General features: G+C 63.2%; 20 protein-coding genes. 14 read left to right on the top strand and 6 right to left on the bottom strand.

Features of this window, described 5'->3' with window-relative positions:
- Window positions 1–76: 76 nt before the first annotated feature.
- The 4 genes from paaN to paaK all read left to right on the top strand — a co-directional run bounded on the left by paaN (window position 77) and on the right by paaK (window position 4,526).
- The gene (gene paaN / locus AC3D25_RS03205) at window positions 77–1,786 is read left to right on the top strand and encodes a phenylacetic acid degradation protein PaaN (RefSeq protein ID WP_488887044.1); all 1,710 of its coding nucleotides are present in this window, start codon (window positions 77–79) and stop codon (window positions 1,784–1,786) included.
- Between the two features lie 125 nt (window positions 1,787–1,911).
- On the top strand, window positions 1,912–2,703 hold the full coding sequence (gene paaG / locus AC3D25_RS03200; RefSeq protein ID WP_488887043.1) for a 2-(1,2-epoxy-1,2-dihydrophenyl)acetyl-CoA isomerase PaaG: 792 nt from the start codon (window positions 1,912–1,914) through the stop codon (window positions 2,701–2,703).
- Window positions 2,704–2,735: 32 nt separating this feature from the next.
- Window positions 2,736–3,170, top strand: coding sequence for a hydroxyphenylacetyl-CoA thioesterase PaaI (gene paaI / locus AC3D25_RS03195; protein ID WP_488887042.1), 435 nt, complete (start codon window positions 2,736–2,738; stop codon window positions 3,168–3,170).
- Between the two features lie 51 nt (window positions 3,171–3,221).
- On the top strand, window positions 3,222–4,526 hold the full coding sequence (paaK, locus tag AC3D25_RS03190) for a phenylacetate--CoA ligase PaaK (protein ID WP_488887041.1): 1,305 nt from the start codon (window positions 3,222–3,224) through the stop codon (window positions 4,524–4,526).
- 51 nt (window positions 4,527–4,577) lie between these two features.
- Here paaK and mltA read toward each other — a convergent pair whose 3' ends face one another.
- A complete protein-coding gene (gene mltA, locus AC3D25_RS03185) occupies window positions 4,578–5,822 on the bottom strand; it encodes a murein transglycosylase A (protein ID WP_488887040.1) in 1,245 nt (414 codons plus the stop codon).
- Window positions 5,823–5,893: 71 nt separating this feature from the next.
- Window positions 5,894–6,268, bottom strand: coding sequence for a Co2+/Mg2+ efflux protein ApaG (gene apaG / locus AC3D25_RS03180; protein WP_488887039.1), 375 nt, complete (start codon window positions 6,266–6,268; stop codon window positions 5,894–5,896).
- A gap of 200 nt (window positions 6,269–6,468) precedes the next feature.
- Between apaG and rpe the strand changes: the two genes are divergently transcribed.
- From rpe to AC3D25_RS03140, 8 genes are all read left to right on the top strand, one after another.
- Window positions 6,469–7,158: a ribulose-phosphate 3-epimerase gene (gene rpe, locus AC3D25_RS03175; protein WP_488887038.1), complete on the top strand. Its 690-nt coding sequence runs from the start codon at window positions 6,469–6,471 to the stop codon at window positions 7,156–7,158.
- On the top strand, window positions 7,155–7,877 hold the full coding sequence (locus tag AC3D25_RS03170) for a phosphoglycolate phosphatase (RefSeq protein WP_488887037.1): 723 nt from the start codon (window positions 7,155–7,157) through the stop codon (window positions 7,875–7,877). Before rpe ends, AC3D25_RS03170 begins: the two co-directional genes overlap by 4 nt.
- Before the next feature lie 392 nt (window positions 7,878–8,269).
- Window positions 8,270–9,766 carry an anthranilate synthase component I gene (gene trpE / locus AC3D25_RS03165; RefSeq protein WP_488887036.1) on the top strand — a complete coding sequence of 499 codons (1,497 nt, stop codon included), beginning with the start codon at window positions 8,270–8,272 and terminating at the stop codon, window positions 9,764–9,766.
- A gap of 13 nt (window positions 9,767–9,779) precedes the next feature.
- Window positions 9,780–10,364 carry an aminodeoxychorismate/anthranilate synthase component II gene (locus AC3D25_RS03160; RefSeq protein WP_488887035.1) on the top strand — a complete coding sequence of 195 codons (585 nt, stop codon included), beginning with the start codon at window positions 9,780–9,782 and terminating at the stop codon, window positions 10,362–10,364.
- Between the two features lie 14 nt (window positions 10,365–10,378).
- Window positions 10,379–11,410, top strand: coding sequence for an anthranilate phosphoribosyltransferase (trpD, locus tag AC3D25_RS03155; protein WP_488887034.1), 1,032 nt, complete (start codon window positions 10,379–10,381; stop codon window positions 11,408–11,410).
- 12 nt (window positions 11,411–11,422) lie between these two features.
- Window positions 11,423–12,208 (top strand): indole-3-glycerol phosphate synthase TrpC, encoded by a 786-nt coding sequence (gene trpC / locus AC3D25_RS03150; protein ID WP_488887033.1) that lies wholly within the window; start codon window positions 11,423–11,425, stop codon window positions 12,206–12,208.
- Between the two features lie 30 nt (window positions 12,209–12,238).
- On the top strand, window positions 12,239–12,895 hold the full coding sequence (locus AC3D25_RS03145; RefSeq protein WP_488887032.1) for a CYTH domain-containing protein: 657 nt from the start codon (window positions 12,239–12,241) through the stop codon (window positions 12,893–12,895).
- On the top strand, window positions 12,892–13,659 hold the full coding sequence (locus AC3D25_RS03140) for a uracil-DNA glycosylase (RefSeq protein ID WP_488887031.1): 768 nt from the start codon (window positions 12,892–12,894) through the stop codon (window positions 13,657–13,659). The genes AC3D25_RS03145 and AC3D25_RS03140 overlap by 4 nt, the downstream gene beginning before the upstream one ends.
- Window positions 13,660–13,735: 76 nt before the next feature.
- Here AC3D25_RS03140 and AC3D25_RS03135 read toward each other — a convergent pair whose 3' ends face one another.
- From AC3D25_RS03135 to AC3D25_RS03120, 4 genes are all read right to left on the bottom strand, one after another.
- The gene (locus AC3D25_RS03135) at window positions 13,736–14,332 is read right to left on the bottom strand and encodes an FMN-dependent NADH-azoreductase (protein WP_488887030.1); all 597 of its coding nucleotides are present in this window, start codon (window positions 14,330–14,332) and stop codon (window positions 13,736–13,738) included.
- A 182-nt stretch (window positions 14,333–14,514) separates the two neighbouring features.
- Window positions 14,515–16,314: a M61 family metallopeptidase gene (locus AC3D25_RS03130; protein ID WP_488889576.1), complete on the bottom strand. Its 1,800-nt coding sequence runs from the start codon at window positions 16,312–16,314 to the stop codon at window positions 14,515–14,517.
- 121 nt (window positions 16,315–16,435) lie between these two features.
- The gene (locus AC3D25_RS03125) at window positions 16,436–17,167 is read right to left on the bottom strand and encodes a DsbC family protein (protein WP_488887029.1); all 732 of its coding nucleotides are present in this window, start codon (window positions 17,165–17,167) and stop codon (window positions 16,436–16,438) included.
- Window positions 17,168–17,248: 81 nt separating this feature from the next.
- Window positions 17,249–18,421: a UbiH/UbiF family hydroxylase gene (locus AC3D25_RS03120; protein ID WP_488887028.1), complete on the bottom strand. Its 1,173-nt coding sequence runs from the start codon at window positions 18,419–18,421 to the stop codon at window positions 17,249–17,251.
- A gap of 300 nt (window positions 18,422–18,721) precedes the next feature.
- On the opposite strand from AC3D25_RS03120, the gene ychF reads away from it, so the two are divergent.
- A complete protein-coding gene (gene ychF / locus AC3D25_RS03115) occupies window positions 18,722–19,816 on the top strand; it encodes a redox-regulated ATPase YchF (RefSeq protein ID WP_488887027.1) in 1,095 nt (364 codons plus the stop codon).
- A gap of 147 nt (window positions 19,817–19,963) precedes the next feature.
- Complete coding sequence (locus AC3D25_RS03110) at window positions 19,964–20,254, top strand: DUF3761 domain-containing protein (RefSeq protein WP_488887026.1); 291 nt, start codon at window positions 19,964–19,966, stop codon at window positions 20,252–20,254.
- Window positions 20,255–20,456 lie beyond the last annotated feature (202 nt).

The raw sequence follows: 20,456 nt of genomic DNA, 5'->3' as shown, positions 1-20,456 counted from the left end.
TGCTACCATTCGCAAACCAACCGGTCGGTCAATTAATGGTCCAGACGTTTCGCCGCGTCCAACTTCCTCTGCCACCATGACACATCCGCTATTCACGAAGCACGAAGCGACGCTGCAAAAAGCGCTCGCGGCCATCGAAACGCGTGGCTACTGGAGTCCGTTCGCCGAAATTCCGAGTCCCAAAGTGTACGGGGAAACGGCCAGCGCAGACGGCGAGACGGCATTCAAAGCGCATCTGAACGGCATGTTTGAACTCGATCAACCTTCGACTGGCGACACTGTCGGCAGCGAAATTTCACCTTTTGGCTTCCCGCTCGGCGTTCGCTATCCAAAGGCCGACGTGGATGCACTCCTCTGCGCCTCGACTGCGGCGCAACCTGCCTGGCGCGTAGCCGGGCAGACAGCCTGGGTCGGTGTCTGCCTCGAAATTCTGACGCGAATCAATCGCGCAAGTTTCGAGATCGCGCACAGCGTGATGCACACGACCGGGCAGGCCTACATGATGGCGTTTCAAGCCGGCGGTCCACACGCGCAGGACCGGGCGCTCGAAGCGGTGGCCTACGCGTGGAACGAGTTGCGCCGGATTCCAGCCGAAGCCCACTGGGAAAAGCCGCAAGGGAAAAATCCGCCGCTCGCGATGAAAAAACGGTTCTCCGTGATGCCGCGCGGCACGGGGCTCGTGCTCGGATGCTGTACTTTTCCGACCTGGAATGGCTACCCGGGTCTGTTCGCGGATCTCGCGACGGGCAATTCCGTTGTGGTGAAGCCGCATCCCGGCGCAATTCTTCCGCTCGCGATCACCGTCCGGATTGCGCGTGACGTGCTGCGCGAGGCTGGCTTCGACCCGAACGTCGTCACGTTGCTCGCGACCGATCCGAACGACGGCCCTCTCGTCCAGGATCTTGCCCTTCGCCCCGAGATAAAGCTGATCGACTTTACCGGCAGTTCGCAGAACGGAACCTGGCTCGAGCGAAATGCCCATCAGGCGCAGGTGTACACCGAAAAAGCCGGCGTCAACCAGATCGTGATCGACTCGGCCGACGATCTCAAAGCCGTCGCCCGCAACATCGCCTTTTCGCTTGCGCTGTACTCGGGCCAGATGTGCACGGCGCCGCAGAACATCTACGTGCCGCGCGACGGTATCGAGACGAGCGAAGGCCGGATCAGCTTCGACGAAGTCGCCCGCACGCTCGCCAGCGCGGTCGAAAAGCTGATCGCCGATCCCGCGCGCGCCGTCGAACTCACCGGCGCGATCCAGAACGACGGCGTGATCCAGCGGATCGACGCGGCGCGCGGGATTGGCGAGGTGCTCACCGATAGTCAGTCGCTCAAGCATCCCGCGTTCGCCGAAGCACGCGTGCGCACGCCGCTGATGCTCAAACTCGACGCGCGCACCGATGCCGCCCGATACACACAAGAATGGTTCGGGCCGATCTCTTTCGTGATCGCCACCGATTCCACTTCGCAATCACTCCACATGGCCGGCTCGATTGCCGCCGAGCATGGCGGGCTGACGCTGTCGGTGTACAGCACGGACGATGCTGTCGTGGAACAGGCGCATGAGGCTGCAATTCGCGGTGGCGTTGCGCTTTCGATCAATCTGACGGGCGGCGTGTTCGTCAATCAGTCGGCCGCGTTCTCGGATTTTCACGGCACCGGCGCGAACCCGGCCGCAAACGCGGCGCTCGCCGACGCGGCGTTTGTCGCGAACCGGTTTCGCGTCGTTCAGAGTCGAATGCATGTTGCACCGAACGCCGTTGTCCAGGAAGTCGGCCAAACGTCATAGGCAAAATGTCGGCCGGATGGCTTAGGCCATTCGGCCGAATGGAAGGCGCAGCGATCCATCGCTAATATCGCTGTGTCGGTTTGGCGCCGACGCACACCGAAATTACCAACGCGAAGGAGACACGCATGCCCGAAAAGTCGATCCTGGTCGAGCTCGACGGCCCCACGCGGGTCGCTGTTCTGACGCTCAACCGTCCGGACAAACTGAACAGTTTCACGCGGGCTATGCACGCGGAACTGGATGAAGCCTTGACTCAAATCGAGGCGAGCGGCTCCAGGGCGCTAGTCATTACGGGCGCAGGACGCGGTTTTTGCGCGGGACAGGATCTGGCCGATCTCGATTTCGCGCCCGGCGCCATGACCGATCTCGGCGAGTTGATCGATGCGCATTTCAATCCGCTCGTGCGTCGCCTGCAGGATTTGTCGCTGCCGGTGATCGCCGCGGTCAACGGCACGGCTGCTGGCGCGGGAGCGAATCTGGCGATGGCGTGCGATCTGATTGTCGCGGCCCGTTCAGCGAGTTTCATCCAGGCGTTCGTAAAGATCGGACTCGTGCCGGATTCAGGCGGGACATGGCTATTGCCGAGGCGCGTCGGAGAAGCGCGCGCGCTCGGGCTCGCACTGACCGGCGAGAAGCTGAGCGCGGAGAAAGCGGAAGCGTGGGGAATCGTGTGGCGCGTGGTCGACGATAGCGATCTGTTGCGCGCCGCCCGCGAACTCGCCGCGCAACTGGCGCAGCAGCCCGCGCGCGCGGTCGCGGCAATCAAACGCGCCATCCGTGAGAGCGCCACGCACACGCTCGATGAGCAACTCGATATCGAGCGCGACCTGCAGCGCGAACTCGGGGCATCGCCGGACTATGCGGAAGGCGTCGCCGCCTTCAGGGAAAAGCGCCCGCCGCGCTTCGAAGGTCTTTGAACACGCGGGATATAACACTGCCGGATATTCCAATGACCACACCGCAACAACTCGCCGAAGCCACTGCCCGCTCGATGTACCAATCCGACGCGTGCAGCCGCGCGCTCGGGATGGAGATCCTCGAAGTCCGGCCCGGCTATGCCCGCCTACAAATGGACGTGCGCGACGATTTCCTCAACGGCCATGGCATTTGCCACGGCGGTCTGATCTTTACGCTGGCGGACTCGACTTTCGCGTTCGCGTGCAACTCCTACAACATCAGCACGGTCGCGGCGGGATGCTCGATTGAATTCCTGCGCGCCGTCAAAGGTGGTGACCGGCTGACGGCGGAAGGCGTCGAACAATCGCTGACCGGGCGCACCGGCATCTACGACATCCGCGTGACGAATCGCGAAGGCGAAACGGTTGCGATGTTTCGCGGCAAATCGGCGCAAATCAAGGGAACGGTGATTCCCACGGAAGACTGAATACGACGGCAGTCCGATTTTGAGCAAACAGGATCAGGAAGGAGACGTTCCATGAATACCCCGCTGCCGCTCGACTCCATCGAAACCGCGAGCCGCGACGAACTCGCCGCCCTGCAACTTGAGCGGCTGAAATGGTCGCTCACTCACGCTTACGAGAACTCGCCTGTGTACCGGCGCAAGTTCGACGAGGCCGGCGTGCATCCGGAGCAGGCGAAATCGCTCGCCGATCTCGCCCGTTTTCCCTTCACGACGAAGCAGGATCTGCGTGACAACTATCCGTACGGCATGTTCGCCGTGCCGCAAGAGCGGATTTCGCGCATTCACGCTTCGTCCGGGACGACCGGCAAGCCCACCGTGGTCGGGTACACGGCGAACGATATCGACATGTGGGCGAATCTGGTCGCGCGTTCGATCCGCGCCGCGGGCGCGCGCCGTGGGGACAAAGTGCATGTCAGCTACGGGTACGGCCTTTTTACCGGCGGACTCGGTGCGCATTACGGCGCTGAGCGTGCGGGCCTCACGGTCATTCCGTTCGGTGGCGGCCAGACGGAAAAGCAGGTGCAACTGATTCAGGATTTTCGTCCCGACATCATCATGGTGACGCCCAGCTACATGCTTTCGATCGCCGACGAACTCGAGCGCCAGGGCGTGGACCCGGCTCGCTGCTCGCTTCGCATCGGCATCTTCGGCGCTGAGCCGTGGACCAACGACATGCGCTCGGCGATCGAACAGCGCATGGGCATCGACGCGGTGGATATCTACGGTCTGTCGGAGGTGATCGGCCCGGGCGTGGCTTCGGAGTGCGCCGAAACGAAAGACGGACCGACCATTTGGGAAGATCACTTCTATCCCGAAATTATCGATCCAATCAGCGGAGAGGTGCTCCCGGATGGCGAATTCGGCGAACTCGTCTTTACTTCGCTGACAAAAGAGGCGTTGCCCATCGTCCGGTATCGGACGCGCGACCTGACCCGTCTGCTACCCGGCACAGCCCGGACCATGCGCCGCATGGAAAAGATCACCGGGCGCTCGGACGACATGATGATCGTGCGGGGCGTGAACGTTTTTCCGACGCAGATCGAGGAGTTGTTGCTGAAGCATCGCGTGCTTGCGCCGCATTATCAGATCGTCCTCACCAAGGAGGGACCGCTCGACGTGATGACGCTCAACGTCGAGCCGTGTCCGGAATCGGCTGCGAACCGAGGCGCGCTGGACGCGGCGAGGTCGGCGCTGACCTACGACATCAAGGCGCTGATCGGCGTGAGCGCGGTGGTCTCGGTGCTTGCTGTCAACGGCATCGAACGGTCGGTCGGCAAAGCGCGCCGTGTCGTGGATAAACGAAAAGTCGTGCAATGAAAAACGGCCTCGAAATGCTTCGAGGCCGTTCTAACCGCAGCGATTCCCAGGTCAAGAGTTAGGCAACAAGAGCCACATGCGCCCGGCCTGCTTCATGCGGCCAGCGAGATCGCCGGCGTCGTCGCCGAGGCCCCAGAAATAGTCGGCCCGCACGCCGCCCTTAATCGCGCTGCCCGTGTCCTGCGCGAACACGAGACGGTTCATGGGCGAATTGCTGAGGGGCCGCGTGGTTTGCAGGAACACCGGCGTGCCGAGCGGGATGGCGGCGGGGTCGACGGCGATGGACCGTTCGGGTGTCAGGGGCACGCCGAGTGCTCCAACCGGGCCTTCGCCCGTTCCAGCGGGCAAGGTGTCCGTCGCCGGCATTTCGCGGAAGAACACGAAACGCGGATTCACGTCGAGCAAAGTATCGACGCGAGCGGGATTGGCTCGAGCCCAGGCCTTGATGCCTTGCATCGTCGCCTGCGCGGGCGTCAGTTCGCGCCGGTCCAGCAACTCACGCCCGATCGACCGGTACGGCTGGTTGTTCGTCCCGCCGAACCCGACGCGCATCACGCTGCCGTCTTCCATCACGACGCGGCCCGAGCCTTGCACCTGAAGAAAGAATGCCTCGATCGGATCGTCCACCCAGACGAGTTCATTCCCGGCCAACACGCCCGAACGTTCGAGTTGCGCGCGCGCGGGCAACGGCGAACCGGCCTTGTACTTATACGGCCAGCGGTAAAGCGCATATTGATACGGACCGTGCCGCGTGCGCGCGCCGCGAAGAAGCGGCTCGTAGTAACCGGTGACGAGGCCGTCGAGCGTCCCGTCCGTGTTGGCTAACTGGAACGGCGTGAAATAGGCCTCGAAGAAATCGCGGGCTGCCGCCATGTCGAGGTCGTCGAGTCGCGCCGCCGCCGCGCATGCCTTCTGCCAGTTCGTCTGCCGCGCGAGACGCGCGCAGTTCTGACGCAGCGCGGCCGTCGCGCCGATCAGCGAATCGTCTTGCCAGCCCGGCACTTGTTGCCAGCTTACCGCCGTGAGTCGGGTCGCCGCGCGCTGGCCGGCGATGATCGGCGCGCCGGTCGGTGGGGCAACCGCGCCGCTTTTGATCGCCCCGCCGCCGCCGCATGACGCGAGCAGAACCGCAGTCGCAAGTGAAGCCGCCCAGGCCGCCAAACCGGCGCCCGTGCGCATGAAACGCATACAATGTTCGTTCTTGATGGGAACCGCCATGTCAGATCTGTTCGACGAATATCCAATGCTCATTTTCGCGCTCGAATCGCTCGCAGCGCTCTTCCTGCTTGTCTTCATCGTCGCGTGGACGTCGTCGGGCAAGAAGAAAAACCGGTCGAACGATACGGCGAAACGCCGCTAGCCACCGCTCAGTGCAACGTGCGCGGCATATGCAGCGCGAATTCCGCAACCGGCGTTTCGAATCGCTCGCCGTCTTCCGCGACGCAGAAATACTCGCCGCGCATCGTGCCAACCGGCGTCGCGATCACCGCCCAGCTCGTGTACTCGAACTGTTCGCCCGGCGGCAGCAGCGGTTGATGGCCGACCACGCCGAGGCCCTTCACTTCCTGAATCCGGCTGTCGCTGTCCGTGATGATCCAGTGACGCGAAATCAGTTGCGCCGTCACCTCGCCCGTATTGCGGATGGTGAGCGTGTACGCGAACGCGTACTGGCGGCTGTCCGGGTCGGATTGCTCGGGCAAATATCGCGTCTGCACCGAGACGCTGAATTCATACTGGCTCATCGTTTTTCCAATTTAGTGCTGGCCGCGCCGCTCGCGCAAGCCGCGAATCGTCGGACCGTTCTGGTGACGCATTCTGCTTGATGCCGACAGTACCCGCAACCGAGCAGGACGCCCGCCGCGCAACGTTAGCCATTCGGCCAGCGGATTCTTGACGATACCCGCGTTAAAATGGGTCTCCTCGCACGCTACCGGTCCACGCCATGACGCAATTTCGCATCGCTCCGAGCATTTTGTCTGCCGATTTTGCCCGACTGGGCGAAGAAGTCCGCAACGTCGTCGCGGCCGGTGCGGACTGGATTCACTTCGACGTGATGGACAACCATTACGTACCGAATCTCACGATCGGACCGTTGGTGTGCGAGGCGATCCGGCCGCACGTGGAAGTGCCGATCGACGTGCATCTGATGGTGCGCCCGGTCGACCGTATTATTCCGGACTTCGCGAAAGCCGGCGCCAATGTGATCAGTTTCCACCCGGAAGGTTCGGATCATATCGACCGTTCGCTTTCGCTGATTCGCGATCACGGCTGCAAGGCGGGCCTCGTCTTCAACCCGGCCACGTCGCTCAGCTATCTCGATCACGTGATGGATCGCGTCGATCTCGTGCTGATCATGTCGGTGAATCCGGGTTTCGGCGGCCAGTCGTTCATTCCCGAGGCGCTGAATAAACTGCGCGAGGCGCGCGCGCGGATCGACGCGTACCGTGAGCGCACCGGCCGCGAGATTCATCTCGAAGTGGACGGCGGCGTGAAAGTGGACAACATCCGCGAGATCGCGGCGGCGGGCGCGGACACGTTCGTCGCGGGATCGGCCATTTTCGGCAAGCACGATTACAAGACGGTGATCGAGGAAATGCGCGCCGAACTGGCGCTCGCCGGAGCGCAACAATGAGCGCGCCGCCCTTCACCACCAATCCGATTCGCGCGGCAATCATCGACCTCGACGGCACGATGGTCGATACCGCCGACGACTTCACCGCCGCCCTCAACGCCATGCTCGCGCGGATCGGCGCGAAGGAAATCGTGCGCGACGAAGTGGTTGGCTACGTCGGCAAAGGCTCTGAGAATCTGATCCGCAGCGTGCTGGCCGCGCGCTTGCCGGCAGCGCAGGCCCACGCGCAGTACGACGACGCGTTCGCCATCTATCAAAGCGAATACGCGAAGGTCAACGGGCACTTTTCCTCGCTCTTTCCAGACGTCGAGCGCGGACTGGCCGCCATGCGCGAGATGGGCATCGGGCTCGCCTGTGTCACGAACAAGCCGCATCGGTTCGCCGTCGAATTGCTCGGCAAGTTCGGTCTCGCGGACTATTTCAAGGTCGTGCTCGGCGGCGATTCGCTCCCGCTCAAAAAGCCCGACCCATTGCCGATGCTGACGGCTTGCGAGCGGCTCGACGTTTTGCCGCGCGAGGCAGTGGCGATCGGCGACTCGGAAAACGACGCGCTCGCGGGCCGCGCCGCGGGCATGGCGACGCTCACCGTGCCCTATGGTTATAACCACGGCAAAGCTGTGCAAACCGTAAAATCCGATGGTATAGTTTCTACGCTGCACGCCGCAGCACGGGCGATTGCCACGACGCTGGCCGCACCCAAACCTACACAGACTGAATAGTCCACTCTCATGTTTCTGAACAAAAAACGGAGTCTGAGCAGCATCGACCGGGGAGCCTGGCCCTGGCGTCGCTGGTCGCGCTAACCTCGCCTGAGGTACGCTGAAGTTTCGCTTCGGCAACCGTTTTTTGTTTCGCTGCGCATCCGCGCGCCGATCCCGCTGATCCGTTTCACCTTGATGCGCCGCATGAGTCTCTGCGTCCGCCGTTGTCTCTGAGCTTGGTGTCTATCGACGCGAAGGTTCAAAGGCCTACAGCGACGCAGCGCATGTGGCGCAGCCAGGTCAGGAACACGATTGAACCGGCGATACGCGGAACACGCTCACGCAGCGCCCAGTTTGTGCCCCGATGCCGCGCCAACAATTAACGCGCGCGGCACGCAAAGGATCGAAACATGACCGAACTCGAATTCCAATCGCTGGCGAACGAAGGCTTCAACCGCATTCCGCTGATCGCCGAAGCGCTCGCCGATCTCGAAACGCCGCTCTCCCTCTACCTCAAACTCGCGCAAGCCGAACGCAATGGCGCGAACTCGTTCCTGCTGGAATCGGTGGTCGGCGGGGAGCGCTTCGGGCGTTACTCGTTCATCGGACTGCCGGCGCGCACGATGGTCCGCGCGCAGAAGGGCGTGACGGAAGTGGTACGAGACGGCGAAGTCGCCGAGACGCACGACGGCGATCCGCTCGCGTTCATCGAGCAATTCCAGAAACGTTTCAAAGTGGCGCAGCGCCCCGGTCTCCCGCGTTTTTGCGGCGGTCTCGCGGGTTATTTCGGCTACGACGCCGTGCGCTATATGGAGAAGAAGCTCGCGCACAGCGCGCCGCCCGACGACCTCGGTCTGCCCGACATCCAGTTGCTGCTGACCGAAGAAGTCGCGGTGATCGACAATCTGGCGGGCAAGCTCTATCTGATCGTCTACGCCGATCCCGCCGTGCCCGAGGCTTACGCGAAAGCCAAGCAGCGTCTGCGCGAACTGCGCTCGCGGCTGCGCACGACCGTGCAGCCGCCGGTGACGTCGGCGAGCGTGCGCACCGAAACCTACCGCGAGTTCGCCAAAGAGGATTATCTGAACGCCGTGCGGCGCGCGAAGGAATACATCGCGGCGGGCGAACTGATGCAGGTGCAGGTCGGCCAGCGCCTCGTGAAGCCATTCCGCGATAACCCGCTGTCGCTGTATCGCGCGTTGCGCTCGCTGAATCCGTCGCCCTATATGTATTACTACAACTTCGGCGGCGAGTTTCACGTCGTGGGCGCATCGCCGGAAATTCTGGTGCGTCAGGAAAAGCGCGCGGAAGACCGGATCGTCACGATTCGCCCGCTCGCCGGCACGCGTCCGCGCGGCAATACGCCGGAACGCGACGCCGAACTCGCCACCGAATTGCTGCAGGATCCGAAGGAAATCGCCGAGCACGTCATGCTGATCGACCTCGCACGTAACGATGTGGGCCGAATCGCGCAGACGGGTTCGGTGGTCGTGACCGACCAGATGACGATCGAAAAATACTCGCACGTGCAGCATATCGTGAGTTCGGTAGAGGGCAAGCTCAAGCCGGGCACGACCAATTTCGACGTGCTGCGCGCGACCTTCCCCGCCGGCACGCTGTCCGGCGCGCCGAAAGTGCGGGCGATGGAACTCATCGACGAACTGGAGCCGGTCAAGCGCGGACTGTACGGCGGCGCGGTCGGCTATCTGTCGTTCACGGGCGAGATGGATCTTGCCATCGCGATCCGCACGGGCATGATTCACAAGGGCAATCTGTACGTTCAGGCGGCGGCGGGCGTGGTCGCCGATTCGGTGCCGGAATCGGAATGGCAGGAAACCGAGAACAAGGCGCGCGCCGTGCTGCGCGCCGCCGAGCAGGTGCAAGACGGCCTCGATAGCGATTTCTGACCGGAGACAGACCATGCTGCTGATGATCGACAACTACGATTCGTTCACCTATAACCTGGTCCAGTACTTCGGCGAACTCGGCGAAGACGTGCGTACCTATCGCAACGACGAAATCACGCTGGACGAAATCGCGAAGCTCAATCCCGCGCGCATTTGCCTGTCGCCCGGTCCGAGCAACCCGCAGCACGCGGGCATCACGCTCGACGTATTGCGGGAATTTTCCGGCAAGCTGCCCATTCTGGGCGTGTGCCTCGGCCATCAGGCGATCGGCGAAGCGTTCGGCGGGCGCGTCGTGCGCGCGCAGACCATCATGCACGGCAAGGTGAGCGAGATCGAAACGGACTGCAAGGGCGTGTTCGCGGATCTGCCGAAGCATTTCAACGTGACGCGTTATCACTCGCTCGCGATCGAGCGCGAGTCGCTGCCGGATTGTCTCGAAGTGTCGGCGTGGACGCCGGACGGCGAAATCATGGGCGTGCGTCATCGCGAACTCGCCGTGGAAGGCGTCCAATTTCACCCGGAATCGATCTTGTCGGAGCACGGCCACGCGCTGCTCGAAAACTTCGTGAAAAGCCCGGCGCAAGGCAAGCGCGCGTGACCCGAGACCCGTCCATGACCATCACTCCGCAAGAAGCGCTGCAACGCACGATCGAGCATCGCGAGATTTTTCACGACGAAATGCTGCACCTGATGCGGATGATCATGCGCGGCGAGATGTCGCCCGTCATGGCGGCCGCCATCATCACCGGCTTGCGCGTCAAGAAGGAAACCATCGGCGAAATCGCGGCGGCCGCGACCGTGATGCGCGAATTCGCGAATCACGTGGAAGTCGAGGACAGCTCGAATTTCGTCGATATTGTCGGGACCGGCGGCGACGGTTCGCACACGTTCAACATTTCCACCGCCACGATGTTCGTGACGGCGGCGGCTGGCGGCAAGGTCGCGAAGCACGGCAATCGCGGCGTGTCGAGCAAGTCGGGCAGCGCGGACGTGCTCGAAGCGCTCGGCGTGAATATCGATCTGAAACCGGAGCAAGTGGCGGCGTCCATCGCGGAAACGGGCATGGGTTTCATGTTCGCGCCCAACCATCACCCGGCGATGAAAAACATCGCGCCGGTGCGCCGGGAACTCGGCGTTCGCACTATTTTCAATATTCTCGGGCCGCTGACCAATCCCGCGGGCGCGCCGAACCAGTTGCAGGGCGTGTTCCACGAGGATCTCGTCGGCATTCAGGTTCGCGTGATGCAGCGCCTGGGCGCGAATCACGTGCTGGTCGTGTACGGCAAGGACGGCATGGACGAGATTTCGCTCGGCGCGGCGACGGTCGTGGGCGAATTGCGCAACGGCGAAGTGCGCGAATACGAGATTCATCCGGAAGACTTCGGCCTGCAAATGGTGTCGAACCGGACGCTGAAAGTGGCTGACGCAGAGGAATCGAAGACCATGCTGCTCGGCGCGCTGAACAACAAAGCGGGCGTGGCGCGCGAAATCGTCACGCTGAACGCGGGCGCGGCGCTGTATTCGGCGAACGTGGTGGAATCGATCGCGCAAGGCATGGTGATGGCGCGCGAAGTCATTGCCAGCGGCGCCGCACGCGAGAAAGTCGAAGAACTGGTGCGCTTCACGCAACAATTCGCCAAGTAACGAGGACAAAACATGAGCGATATTCTCGACCGCATCATCGCGGTCAAGCGCGAGGAAATCCGCGCGGCGGAGCAGAGCGCGCCGCTCGAAGAACTGCGCTTGCAGGCGAGCACGCGCGACACGCGCGATTTCGTCGGCGCGCTGCGGGCCAAGCACGCTGAAAACAAGCCCGCGATCATCGCGGAAGTGAAGAAGGCGAGCCCGTCGAAAGGCGTGCTGCGCGAGCATTTCGTGCCCGCCGAGATCGCGAAATCCTACGAAGCAGGCGGCGCGGCGTGTCTGTCCGTGCTCACCGACGTGCAGTTCTTCAAGGGCAGCGTGGCTTATCTGGAAGAAGCGCGCGCCGCGTGCAGTCTGCCGGTGCTGCGCAAGGACTTCATCGTCGATCCTTATCAGATCATGGAAGCCCGCGCGATGGGCGCCGACTGCATATTGCTGATCGCCGCCGCGCTCGAACTGTCGCAGATGCAGGATCTCGAAGCCTTCGCGCATTCGCTTGGTCTTGCGGTGCTGGTCGAAGTACATGACGCCGAGGAACTGCGGCAATCGCTGACGCTGAAAACGCCGTTGATCGGCGTGAACAATCGCAATCTGCGCACCTTCGAAACGTCGATCGAGACGACCATCGGCATGCTGGACGCAATTCCGGACGACCGGATCGTCGTGACGGAATCGGGCATTCTGAGTCGCGTCGATGTCGAGCGGCTGCGCGCGATGGACGTGCACACGTTCCTGGTCGGCGAGGCGTTCATGCGCGCCGACGATCCCGGCACCGAACTCGCCCGGATGTTTTTCTAACGCCGTTTTCCTTATCTATCGGGCCGAATTTTGAGCATCGAACGCGAGATCAAGCTCGCGCTGCCGACGTCGCAACACGACGAAGTGGCGCAGTTCTTCACCCGGCGTACCGGCCAGCCGGGCCGGCCGGTCACGCTTAAAAACGTCTACTTCGACACGCCGGACCTGACGCTCGCGAATGCGAAAGCCGCCTTGCGGCTGCGCGCGACGCCGGACCAATGGTTGCAGACGTTCAAGACGGTCGGCGAATCGATGGGCGGTTTGCACAACCGGCACGAGTGGGAATTGCCGGTCGCGGGCGAAGCGCTGGAAATCGACGCGCTGCTCGACGCCTGCGACGACGAACCGTCGCGCGACGCGCTCCGCGCGGCCGCGCCCGAATTGATCGCCCTGTTCCGGACGGATTTCGAGCGCGTCATCTGGGATATCGAGCACGAAGGCGCGTGTATCGAAGCGGCGCTGGATTCGGGCGAGGTCTCGGCGGAAGTCGATGGCGAAACGCGCACGACGCCGATCAGCGAACTCGAGCTCGAACTGAAATCCGGCGACGAATCTGCGCTGTCCACGCTCTCGGCCGAATTGCGCGGCATGTTTCTGGACTTGCAGCCGGAAGACGTGAGCAAGGCGCAGCGCGGCTATCGTCTGCGCGAACCCGCCGATCCCGATGAACTGGGTTCGTCGAAATGAATCAGCCGTCGCTTTTTGCCTCGGCTGAAGCGAGCGCGAGTCAAACGCTGGAAAGCCAGTTCGCCGCGCTGCCTGCCGACTGGCGTCGTCATCTGACGTCGTTTGTCGAGAGTCCGCGTTACGCCACGTTGTGCGCGTTCGTCGACGCGGAACGCGCGGCGGGCAAGACCGTGTATCCCGCCGATGTCTTCCGCGCGCTGCGTCTGACGAGTCCCGACGCGGTGAAGGTCGTGATTCTCGGCCAGGACCCGTATCACGGCGAAGATCGCGGCGCGCCGCAAGCGCACGGGCTCGCGTTTTCGGTGCCGTCGCCGGTTCGTCCGCCGCCGTCGCTGCGCAATATCTTTAAGGAAATCAACGCGAGTTTGGGTTTCGAGCCGCCGAAGCACGGCTGTCTCGATGCGTGGGCGAAGCAAGGCGTGTTGCTGCTGAATACGTCGCTCACCGTCGAGCGGGACCGCGCGGGAAGTCACGCCAGGCGCGGCTGGGAACAGTGCACGGACACGCTCATCCACGAACTCGCGACGCGGCACGAGCATCTCGTGTTCATGCTCTGGGGCGCGCACGCGCAGGCGAAGCGCGGGTTGATCGAGGGGACGGGGAAGCCGCATTGCGTGCTCGCGGCGCCTCATCCGTCGCCGCTCTCGGCGCATCGCGGCTTTCTTGGCTGCGGGCATTTCGCCGCCGCGAATGCCTATTTGACCGAGCATGAAAGGACGCCGATCGACTGGCGTCTCCCCGACGATGCGCAATTGCTCGCCTGACAACGCAAAAAAAAGCCCGCCGCGACGTAAAGTCCCGGCGGGCTTTTTTAACCTGCATCCAGCGTCACACTCGGATTCAGACCGCTGCGATCGCTTCGCGTGCCGTCGCGAGCGCTGCACCCGCCGCTTCCGGACCCATCGCCAGGCCTTCGGCGTAGATGAAGTTCACGTCGGTCATGCCGAGGAAGCCGAGGAACGTCTTCAGATACGGCGTTTGCGTGTCGTTCGGCGTGCCGCTGTACTTGCCGCCGCGAGCCGACACCACGTACACCTTCTTGCCTTTGACCAGACCTTCGGGGCCGTTCGCCGTGTACTGGAACGTGATGCCGGCGCGGGCGATCCAGTCGAAATACGCCTTCAGTTGCGACGAAACGCCGAAGTTGTACAGCGGTGCGGCGATCACGACGATATCCGCAGCTTGCAGTTCGGCGATCAGCGCTTCGCTCTTCGCGTTGATGACTTGCTGCTCGGCCGTGCGCTGGTCGGCGGGCGTGAAGAACGCGCCGAGCGTGGCGTCGTCGAGGTGCGTGAGGTTATCGGCGAGCAGATTGCGCACGACGACTGCCGCGCCTGCGTTCGACTGTTGCAGCTTCGCCGTAAGTTCGTCGGCGAGCAGCGTGGACTGGGCGCCTTGCGAACGGGCGGCGGAATTGATCTGAAGGATGGTCGTCATGATGGTGGCTCCTGTTCTGATTCGCTGATTCGCTGAATCGCTGATTCGTTGAACCGCTGATTCGGTTTGCGAGCACCTTTGCGCTCGGACAGGAAGCATTCTTATTTTTTCAGACGACCGGAACAAGCCATTGCGCCGTGACGGATTGTTGCAGTGGTAGAACAATCCGCCGCGCTTTCGTTTTATCCGCGCAGCCAGCGTTCGCGCCATTGCTTCACCGGGCCGCGTCCGTCGACGGCGGAAAGCGTGTAGCGCATGATCTCGGGCGCATCCAGTTTCACTTCCACGCGACGCAGTTCGTCGCGGCGGAACGCGTGTACTTCCACCTTCGCGCCCGGCACATAACGCGCAAGCAGGCTGTCGAGATTGGCGCCGGTCACGCGCAAACCGTCGATAGCAACCAGCACGTCGCCCGCCGATAACCCCGCTTTCTGCGCCGCGCTGCCGTCGTACACCGCCGCCAACACGCAATCCGCGCCGCCGCGCACGCGCGTGCCAAGCGACGGCTTGCCGACCGTGCCGTTGGTCGCGACATCCGGCGCGAGCGTCACGCCGAACGGTTCGAGCAGCGCGTCGAGCGGCAGATCGCGCGTGCCATGCACGCCGTCGCGGAAGATCTTCTTGAGATCGGCGCCGGCGGCTTCCGCGAACAGCGCTTCGACCTCGGATTCTTCGATCCCGCGCGCCTTGCCGTGATAGAAATCGCGGCCATAGCGTTGCCAGAGCAGGCGCATGACGTCGTCGAGCGACTTGCGGTTGGCGGTTTGCGCGCGGATCGACAGGTCGAATGCGAGCGCGATCAACGATCCCTTCTGGTAGTAGCTGACGATCGCGTTCGGCGCGTTTTCGTCCTGCCGGTAATACTTGACCCACGCGTCGAACGAACTTTCGGCCACCGTCTGCTTGAAACGCCCGCTGCCGCGCAGCACGCCGCCGACAGTTTTGCCCAGCAGCGTGAAATATTCGCTCACGCCGATCACCCCGCTGCGCACGAGCATCAGGTCGTCGTAATAGGACGTGAAGCCCTCGAACAGCCACAGCAGCGACGTGTAATTTTCCTGCGAGAGGTCATAGGGCGCGAAGGCGGCGGGCTTGATCCGCTTGACATTCCACGTGTGGAAATATTCGTGGCTGCAAAGTCCGAGGTAAGTCCGGTAGCCGTCCGTCATTTCCGCGCGGCCGCGCACCGGCAGATCGCCGCGATTGCAGATCAGCGCCGTGGACGCGCGATGCTCCAAACCGCCGTATCCGTCGCCCACGGCTACGGTCATGAAGACGTAGCGGTCGACGGGCGCCTTTTTCGTGCGCGGCTCGAACAGCGCGATCTGCGCCTCGCAAATGCGCTTCAGATCGGCCGAGAGACGTGGCATATCGAGCGCGGTCACGCGGCCCGAAATGACGATATCGTGCGTCACGCCGTGCGCCTCGAAATGGCCGAGCGCGAACTCGCCGAGCGTCACGGGATGATCGGTGAGCTCATCGTAGTTTTGCGCCTGATATGCGCCGAAGCCATACCGCTTCGTGCCGCGCGCTTCCGGCAGCGCCGTGGCGACGCGCCAGTTGCGATACGACGCGCCCGGCGGCGGCTGAATATCGACCACGCACGGCGCGTCCGCCTGACCTTCGACGGCCAGGAAAACGCTCGTGCCGTTGACAAAGCCGATGGTGTCGTCGAGATGCGCGGCACGCACCGACATATCCCAGCCGTACACCTCGTAGCGCAGCGTGATCGGACCGTCGTGCGGCGCGGCCTGCCACGCGTGCTTGTCCACTTTCTCGATACCGATCTTCCGCCCCGCCGCGCTGAACGCCTGCAACGTCACGATGTTCCGCGCGAACTCGCGCACCATGTAGCTGCCCGGAATCCAGACGGGCAACAGGAAACGCTGGCCGGCGGGATCGGGATTCGTCACCGTGAGCGTCACCTCGAACAGATGCGCGGCGGGATTTTTCGGGACGATCGTGTAGCGAACGGGCGAGATAAGCGGATTCATCGGTGAAGTTCCTTGTTCTTTTATTGTGGCGCCCGGCTCCGAGTCAAGCCGCGTGCGCCGCAAATCAGAAGAGGCGCTCGCGCGCCTCTTCGTCTGGGTCGGATACCGCTCAGCGAACCGCCGAGAGTTCCTTTTCGAGCCGGTCGGCGGGCACCGCGCCGGGCAGGCGGCGGCCGTCGGCGAGGAACACGGTGGGCGTGCCGGTCACGTTCATCGACTGGCCGAGCTTCAGATTCTGGTCGATGGCCGCGGTGTCGCAGGTCGCGCCGAGCGTCGGCGCCTTGTGGTCGAGCATCCAGCTTTCCCACGCGTTCGCGCGGTCCTTCGCGCACCAGATCGACTTCGACTTCGCGGTCGAATCCGGCGACAGCACCGGATACAGGAACGTGTAGATCGTGACGTTATCGACGGATTTCAGCGTGGTTTCGAGCTGTTTGCAGTACGGGCAATTCGGGTCCGAAAACACGGCGATCTTGCGCGCGCCCGTGCCCTTCACCACTTTCACGGCGTGATCGAACGGCAGCTTCGCGAAGTCGATGCGGTTCGTCTCCGCGATTTTCGCTTCCGTCAGATTCGTGCGCGTGCGCGTATCGACGAGATCGCCGAGCAGCACGTAATTACCCGTTGCATCGCTGTAGACAATCTTCGTGCCGAGATTCACTTCATAGAGACCGGGAATCTGCGATTTCTCGATGCTCTTGATCGTCATGTCGCCCATGCGCGATTGCAACGTGGACTTGAGTTTGTCGGTGGTCTGGTCGGCTTGCGCCGAGCAGCCGAGTCCGAGCGTCGCGCCAAGCGTCACGGCGGCAACGACGGCCATGCGGAGTGTTCTGTTCATGTGGCAAGTCCTGTGAATGGTGTGGCGCGGCAACGGCCGCGCGGTTTTGTATTGGTTCAGCTTTGGATCAATGCGGCCGCGTCATCCGAGCGCCGCCGAAATCAGCCAGCGCTTGACGAACGGCTGCGCGCCGACGAGCGCCATGCCGGTATTGCGGACCGCGCGCGCAAGCGTGCCCGGCACGGAGAAGAGGCGTTGCAAACCATCGGTCGCGGCCATCAGCTTCAGGATATCTTCGCGGCGCGCGCGTTCGTATCGACGCAGCAAAACCGGGTCGCCGAGATCGCGGAACGCTTCGCGTCCGGCCACGGTCGTGGCGAGCGCCGCCACGTCGCGCAAGCCGAGATTCATGCCCTGCCCGGCCAGCGGATGCAGCAAATGCGCCGCGTCGCCCACCAGCGCGACGCGCGGCGCGATCAGCCGGTCCACCGTCTGCAACGCAAGCGGAAAACCGCGCGCGGGCGTCACGCAATCGAGCGCGCCGAGCATGTTCTGCGTCGCCTTTTCCACTTCTGCGGCGAGTTGTGCGGGATCGAGCGCGAGGAGCGCGTCGGCGTGATCCGTGCGCGCCGACCACACGAGCGACACGTAATCGCCCGGCAACGGCAGCAGCGCGATAATTTCGCCGTCGCGAAACCATTGATACGCCGTCTCGCCATGCGGCTTTTCGGCCTTGAAATTCGCGACCACGCCCGTCTGCCGATAATCCCGCCGATCCGCCTTCGCGCCCATTTGCGCGCGCACCCACGAATGCGCGCCATCCGCGCCGACGATCAAATCCGCCTCCAGCGTCTGCCCGTTCGCGAGCGTGACGTGCGCGGCGTCGTCGTGGACGACCATGCCTTGCGCGCGCGAATCGATCCACGTGAGGTTCGGCTGAAACCGCAGCGCGGCGTCGAGCGATTGCTCGATCAGCGTCGATTCCGCGATCCACGCCAGTTGCGGCACCGACGCCTGGAACGCGGAAAAATGCAGCTCGCCGTGCGTGTCGCCGAACACGCGCATGTCGAGCACAGGACCGAGCCGCGTGCGGTCGATCGCCTGCCAGACGCGCAACTTCTCCAGCAATGCCTGCGAACTCGACGACAGCGCGTAGATGCGCGAGTCGAAAACGGCGTCGCTCGGAAGCGCCGCCGCGGGCGAAGCAAGCAGCGCCGTGCGCAATCCCGACTGGGTCAGCGCGAGCGCGGCTGTCTTGCCGACAAGCCCGCCGCCGACGACAACAACGTGAAAGGTCTGGAGGTGTTCGGTCATCCAATCATTATAGCCGCGTGGATTTCGCCGCGATTTGCGCTGAAGAGGGTCTGGCCGCACGCCGCCGTGCGCCTCGCGACGGCCGCCAAGGTCGCGCCAGCGTTACAATGGCGGTTTGCCCGGCCGCACGACGTGGCCGCCCGCTGATCCGCTTTTCGCCTCGTTCAAAACGATCCGTCCGGGACTGCCCGTCCGATGCGATTTGCCGGTCCGGCACGCGCCCCAGGCGCCGCGCCGATGCAGCGGGATAGCAGCTAAACGACACGCGGCCCGCGCCGTTTCACCAGTTCGAAGGATTCCATGAGCCTCCAATGCGGCATCGTCGGCTTGCCTAACGTCGGCAAGTCCACTCTTTTCAATGCACTGACCAAGGCCGGCATCGCCGCCGAAAACTATCCGTTCTGCACGATCGAGCCGAATGTCGGCGTCGTGGAAGTGCCGGATCCGCGTCTGCAGGCGCTCGCCGCGATCGTCAAGCCGGAGCGCGTGCTGCCCGCCGTGGTCGAGTTCGTCGATATCGCCGGGCTGGTCGCCGGCGCGAGCAAGGGCGAAGGTCTCGGCAACCAGTTTCTCGCGAACATCCGCGAAACGGACGCCATCACGCACGTCGTGCGCTGCTTCGAAGACGAGAACGTGATTCACGTGGCGAACAAGATCGATCCGCTCGCGGATATCGAAGTCATCAACACCGAACTCGCGCTCGCCGACCTTTCGACGGTCGAGAAGGCGTACTCGCGATACTCGAAGGTCGCGAAGTCGGGCAACGACAAGGAAGCGGCCAAGCTCGTCGTCGTGCTGGAAAAAGTGCGCGTGCAACTCGATCAGGCCAAGCCTGTGCGCGCGCTCAAGCTGTCCGAGGACGAACTGGCGCTCATCAAGCCGCTGTGCCTCATCACGGCCAAGCCGACCATGTACGTCGCGAACGTGAAGGACGACGGTTTCGAGAACAACCCGCACCTCGACGCCGTGCGCCGTCACGCGGACGCCGAGAACGCGCCGGTGGTGGCGGTGTGCGCGGCGATCGAAGCGGAAATCGCCGATCTCGACGACGCCGACAAGACCGAATTCCTCGCCGACATGGGCATGAACGAGCCGGGCCTCGACCGCGTGATCCGCGCGGGTTTCAAGCTGCTCGGCCTGCAGACGTATTTCACGGCGGGCGTGAAGGAAGTGCGCGCGTGGACCATCCACGTCGGCGACACCGCGCCGCAAGCGGCGGGCGCGATCCACACGGACTTCGAGCGCGGCTTCATCCGCGCGCAGACCATCGCGTTCGACGATTTCGTCGCGTTCAAGGGTGAGCAAGGCGCGAAGGAAGCCGGGAAGATGCGGGCCGAAGGTAAGGAATATGTCGTGCACGACGGCGATGTGATGAACTTCTTGTTCAACGTGTAAGCGTCGCCCGATACGGCTCGTCGCGAGCGTCACAAAGCGTCGCGACGGCTTGTATTGCAAAGCGGAGTCTCCGATAAAGGAACTCCGCTTTTTTTCGCCTATCGCCCGCGCAATGGGCCGCGCCGGAAAAAACAATAAGGAAGAGACATGACCGCATCGGTGTATCGCCGGGCCATTCCGTGGCTGGCCGCCGCGTTTCTGACATTCGCCGCATCGCCTGTTTGGGCTTATAGCACCGGGACGCCCGACGAATCCGACCTCGACAACCACCGCACCTATCAGAATCACGACGGCAACACCGTCCACGCGCCCGCCCACTCCCGCTCCGGCCAGATTCCGGACGGCGCGACCGCGCAGTGTCGCGACGGAACCTACAGTTTCAGTCAGCATCGAAGTGGAACGTGCTCGCGGCATGGCGGCGTCGCGAACTGGCAGTAAGACGCCGCGCCCACGAAGTACAATGTCGGCTCTTCCCGCCGCGCGCCTCGCGCGGCTTCAAGGAACAGCGCGCCGCCGCGACGCGCGACGAAACAAGCAAAGAGACACGCATCGCATTCCGGCGAAATTCCCGGCGCAGGTAAAGCAGGCTTGGCCGCGCGGCGAATTTCGCTCATCTCACGAACCCATTCAATCGTACAGA

Source organism: Caballeronia sp. SL1002, assembly GCF_057814995.1.
This window is presented reverse-complemented; position numbering and strand designations above follow the sequence as displayed.

What these genes read in the sequence shown, in the direction of transcription:
- paaN (WP_488887044.1), top strand. Translation starts at nt 77, where the DNA reads ATGACACATCCGCTATTCACGAAGCACGAAGCGACGCTGCAAAAAGCG.
- paaG (WP_488887043.1), top strand. Translation starts at nt 1,912, where the DNA reads ATGCCCGAAAAGTCGATCCTGGTCGAGCTCGACGGCCCCACGCGGGTC.
- paaI (WP_488887042.1), top strand. Translation starts at nt 2,736, where the DNA reads ATGACCACACCGCAACAACTCGCCGAAGCCACTGCCCGCTCGATGTAC.
- paaK (WP_488887041.1), top strand. Translation starts at nt 3,222, where the DNA reads ATGAATACCCCGCTGCCGCTCGACTCCATCGAAACCGCGAGCCGCGAC.
- mltA (WP_488887040.1), bottom strand. Translation starts at nt 5,822, where the DNA reads ATGAAGACAAGCAGGAAGAGCGCTGCGAGCGATTCGAGCGCGAAAATG.
- apaG (WP_488887039.1), bottom strand. Translation starts at nt 6,268, where the DNA reads ATGAGCCAGTATGAATTCAGCGTCTCGGTGCAGACGCGATATTTGCCC.
- rpe (WP_488887038.1), top strand. Translation starts at nt 6,469, where the DNA reads ATGACGCAATTTCGCATCGCTCCGAGCATTTTGTCTGCCGATTTTGCC.
- AC3D25_RS03170 (WP_488887037.1), top strand. Translation starts at nt 7,155, where the DNA reads ATGAGCGCGCCGCCCTTCACCACCAATCCGATTCGCGCGGCAATCATC.
- trpE (WP_488887036.1), top strand. Translation starts at nt 8,270, where the DNA reads ATGACCGAACTCGAATTCCAATCGCTGGCGAACGAAGGCTTCAACCGC.
- AC3D25_RS03160 (WP_488887035.1), top strand. Translation starts at nt 9,780, where the DNA reads ATGCTGCTGATGATCGACAACTACGATTCGTTCACCTATAACCTGGTC.
- trpD (WP_488887034.1), top strand. Translation starts at nt 10,379, where the DNA reads ATGACCATCACTCCGCAAGAAGCGCTGCAACGCACGATCGAGCATCGC.
- trpC (WP_488887033.1), top strand. Translation starts at nt 11,423, where the DNA reads ATGAGCGATATTCTCGACCGCATCATCGCGGTCAAGCGCGAGGAAATC.
- AC3D25_RS03140 (WP_488887031.1), top strand. Translation starts at nt 12,892, where the DNA reads ATGAATCAGCCGTCGCTTTTTGCCTCGGCTGAAGCGAGCGCGAGTCAA.
- AC3D25_RS03135 (WP_488887030.1), bottom strand. Translation starts at nt 14,332, where the DNA reads ATGACGACCATCCTTCAGATCAATTCCGCCGCCCGTTCGCAAGGCGCC.
- AC3D25_RS03125 (WP_488887029.1), bottom strand. Translation starts at nt 17,167, where the DNA reads ATGAACAGAACACTCCGCATGGCCGTCGTTGCCGCCGTGACGCTTGGC.
- AC3D25_RS03120 (WP_488887028.1), bottom strand. Translation starts at nt 18,421, where the DNA reads ATGACCGAACACCTCCAGACCTTTCACGTTGTTGTCGTCGGCGGCGGG.
- ychF (WP_488887027.1), top strand. Translation starts at nt 18,722, where the DNA reads ATGAGCCTCCAATGCGGCATCGTCGGCTTGCCTAACGTCGGCAAGTCC.
- AC3D25_RS03110 (WP_488887026.1), top strand. Translation starts at nt 19,964, where the DNA reads ATGACCGCATCGGTGTATCGCCGGGCCATTCCGTGGCTGGCCGCCGCG.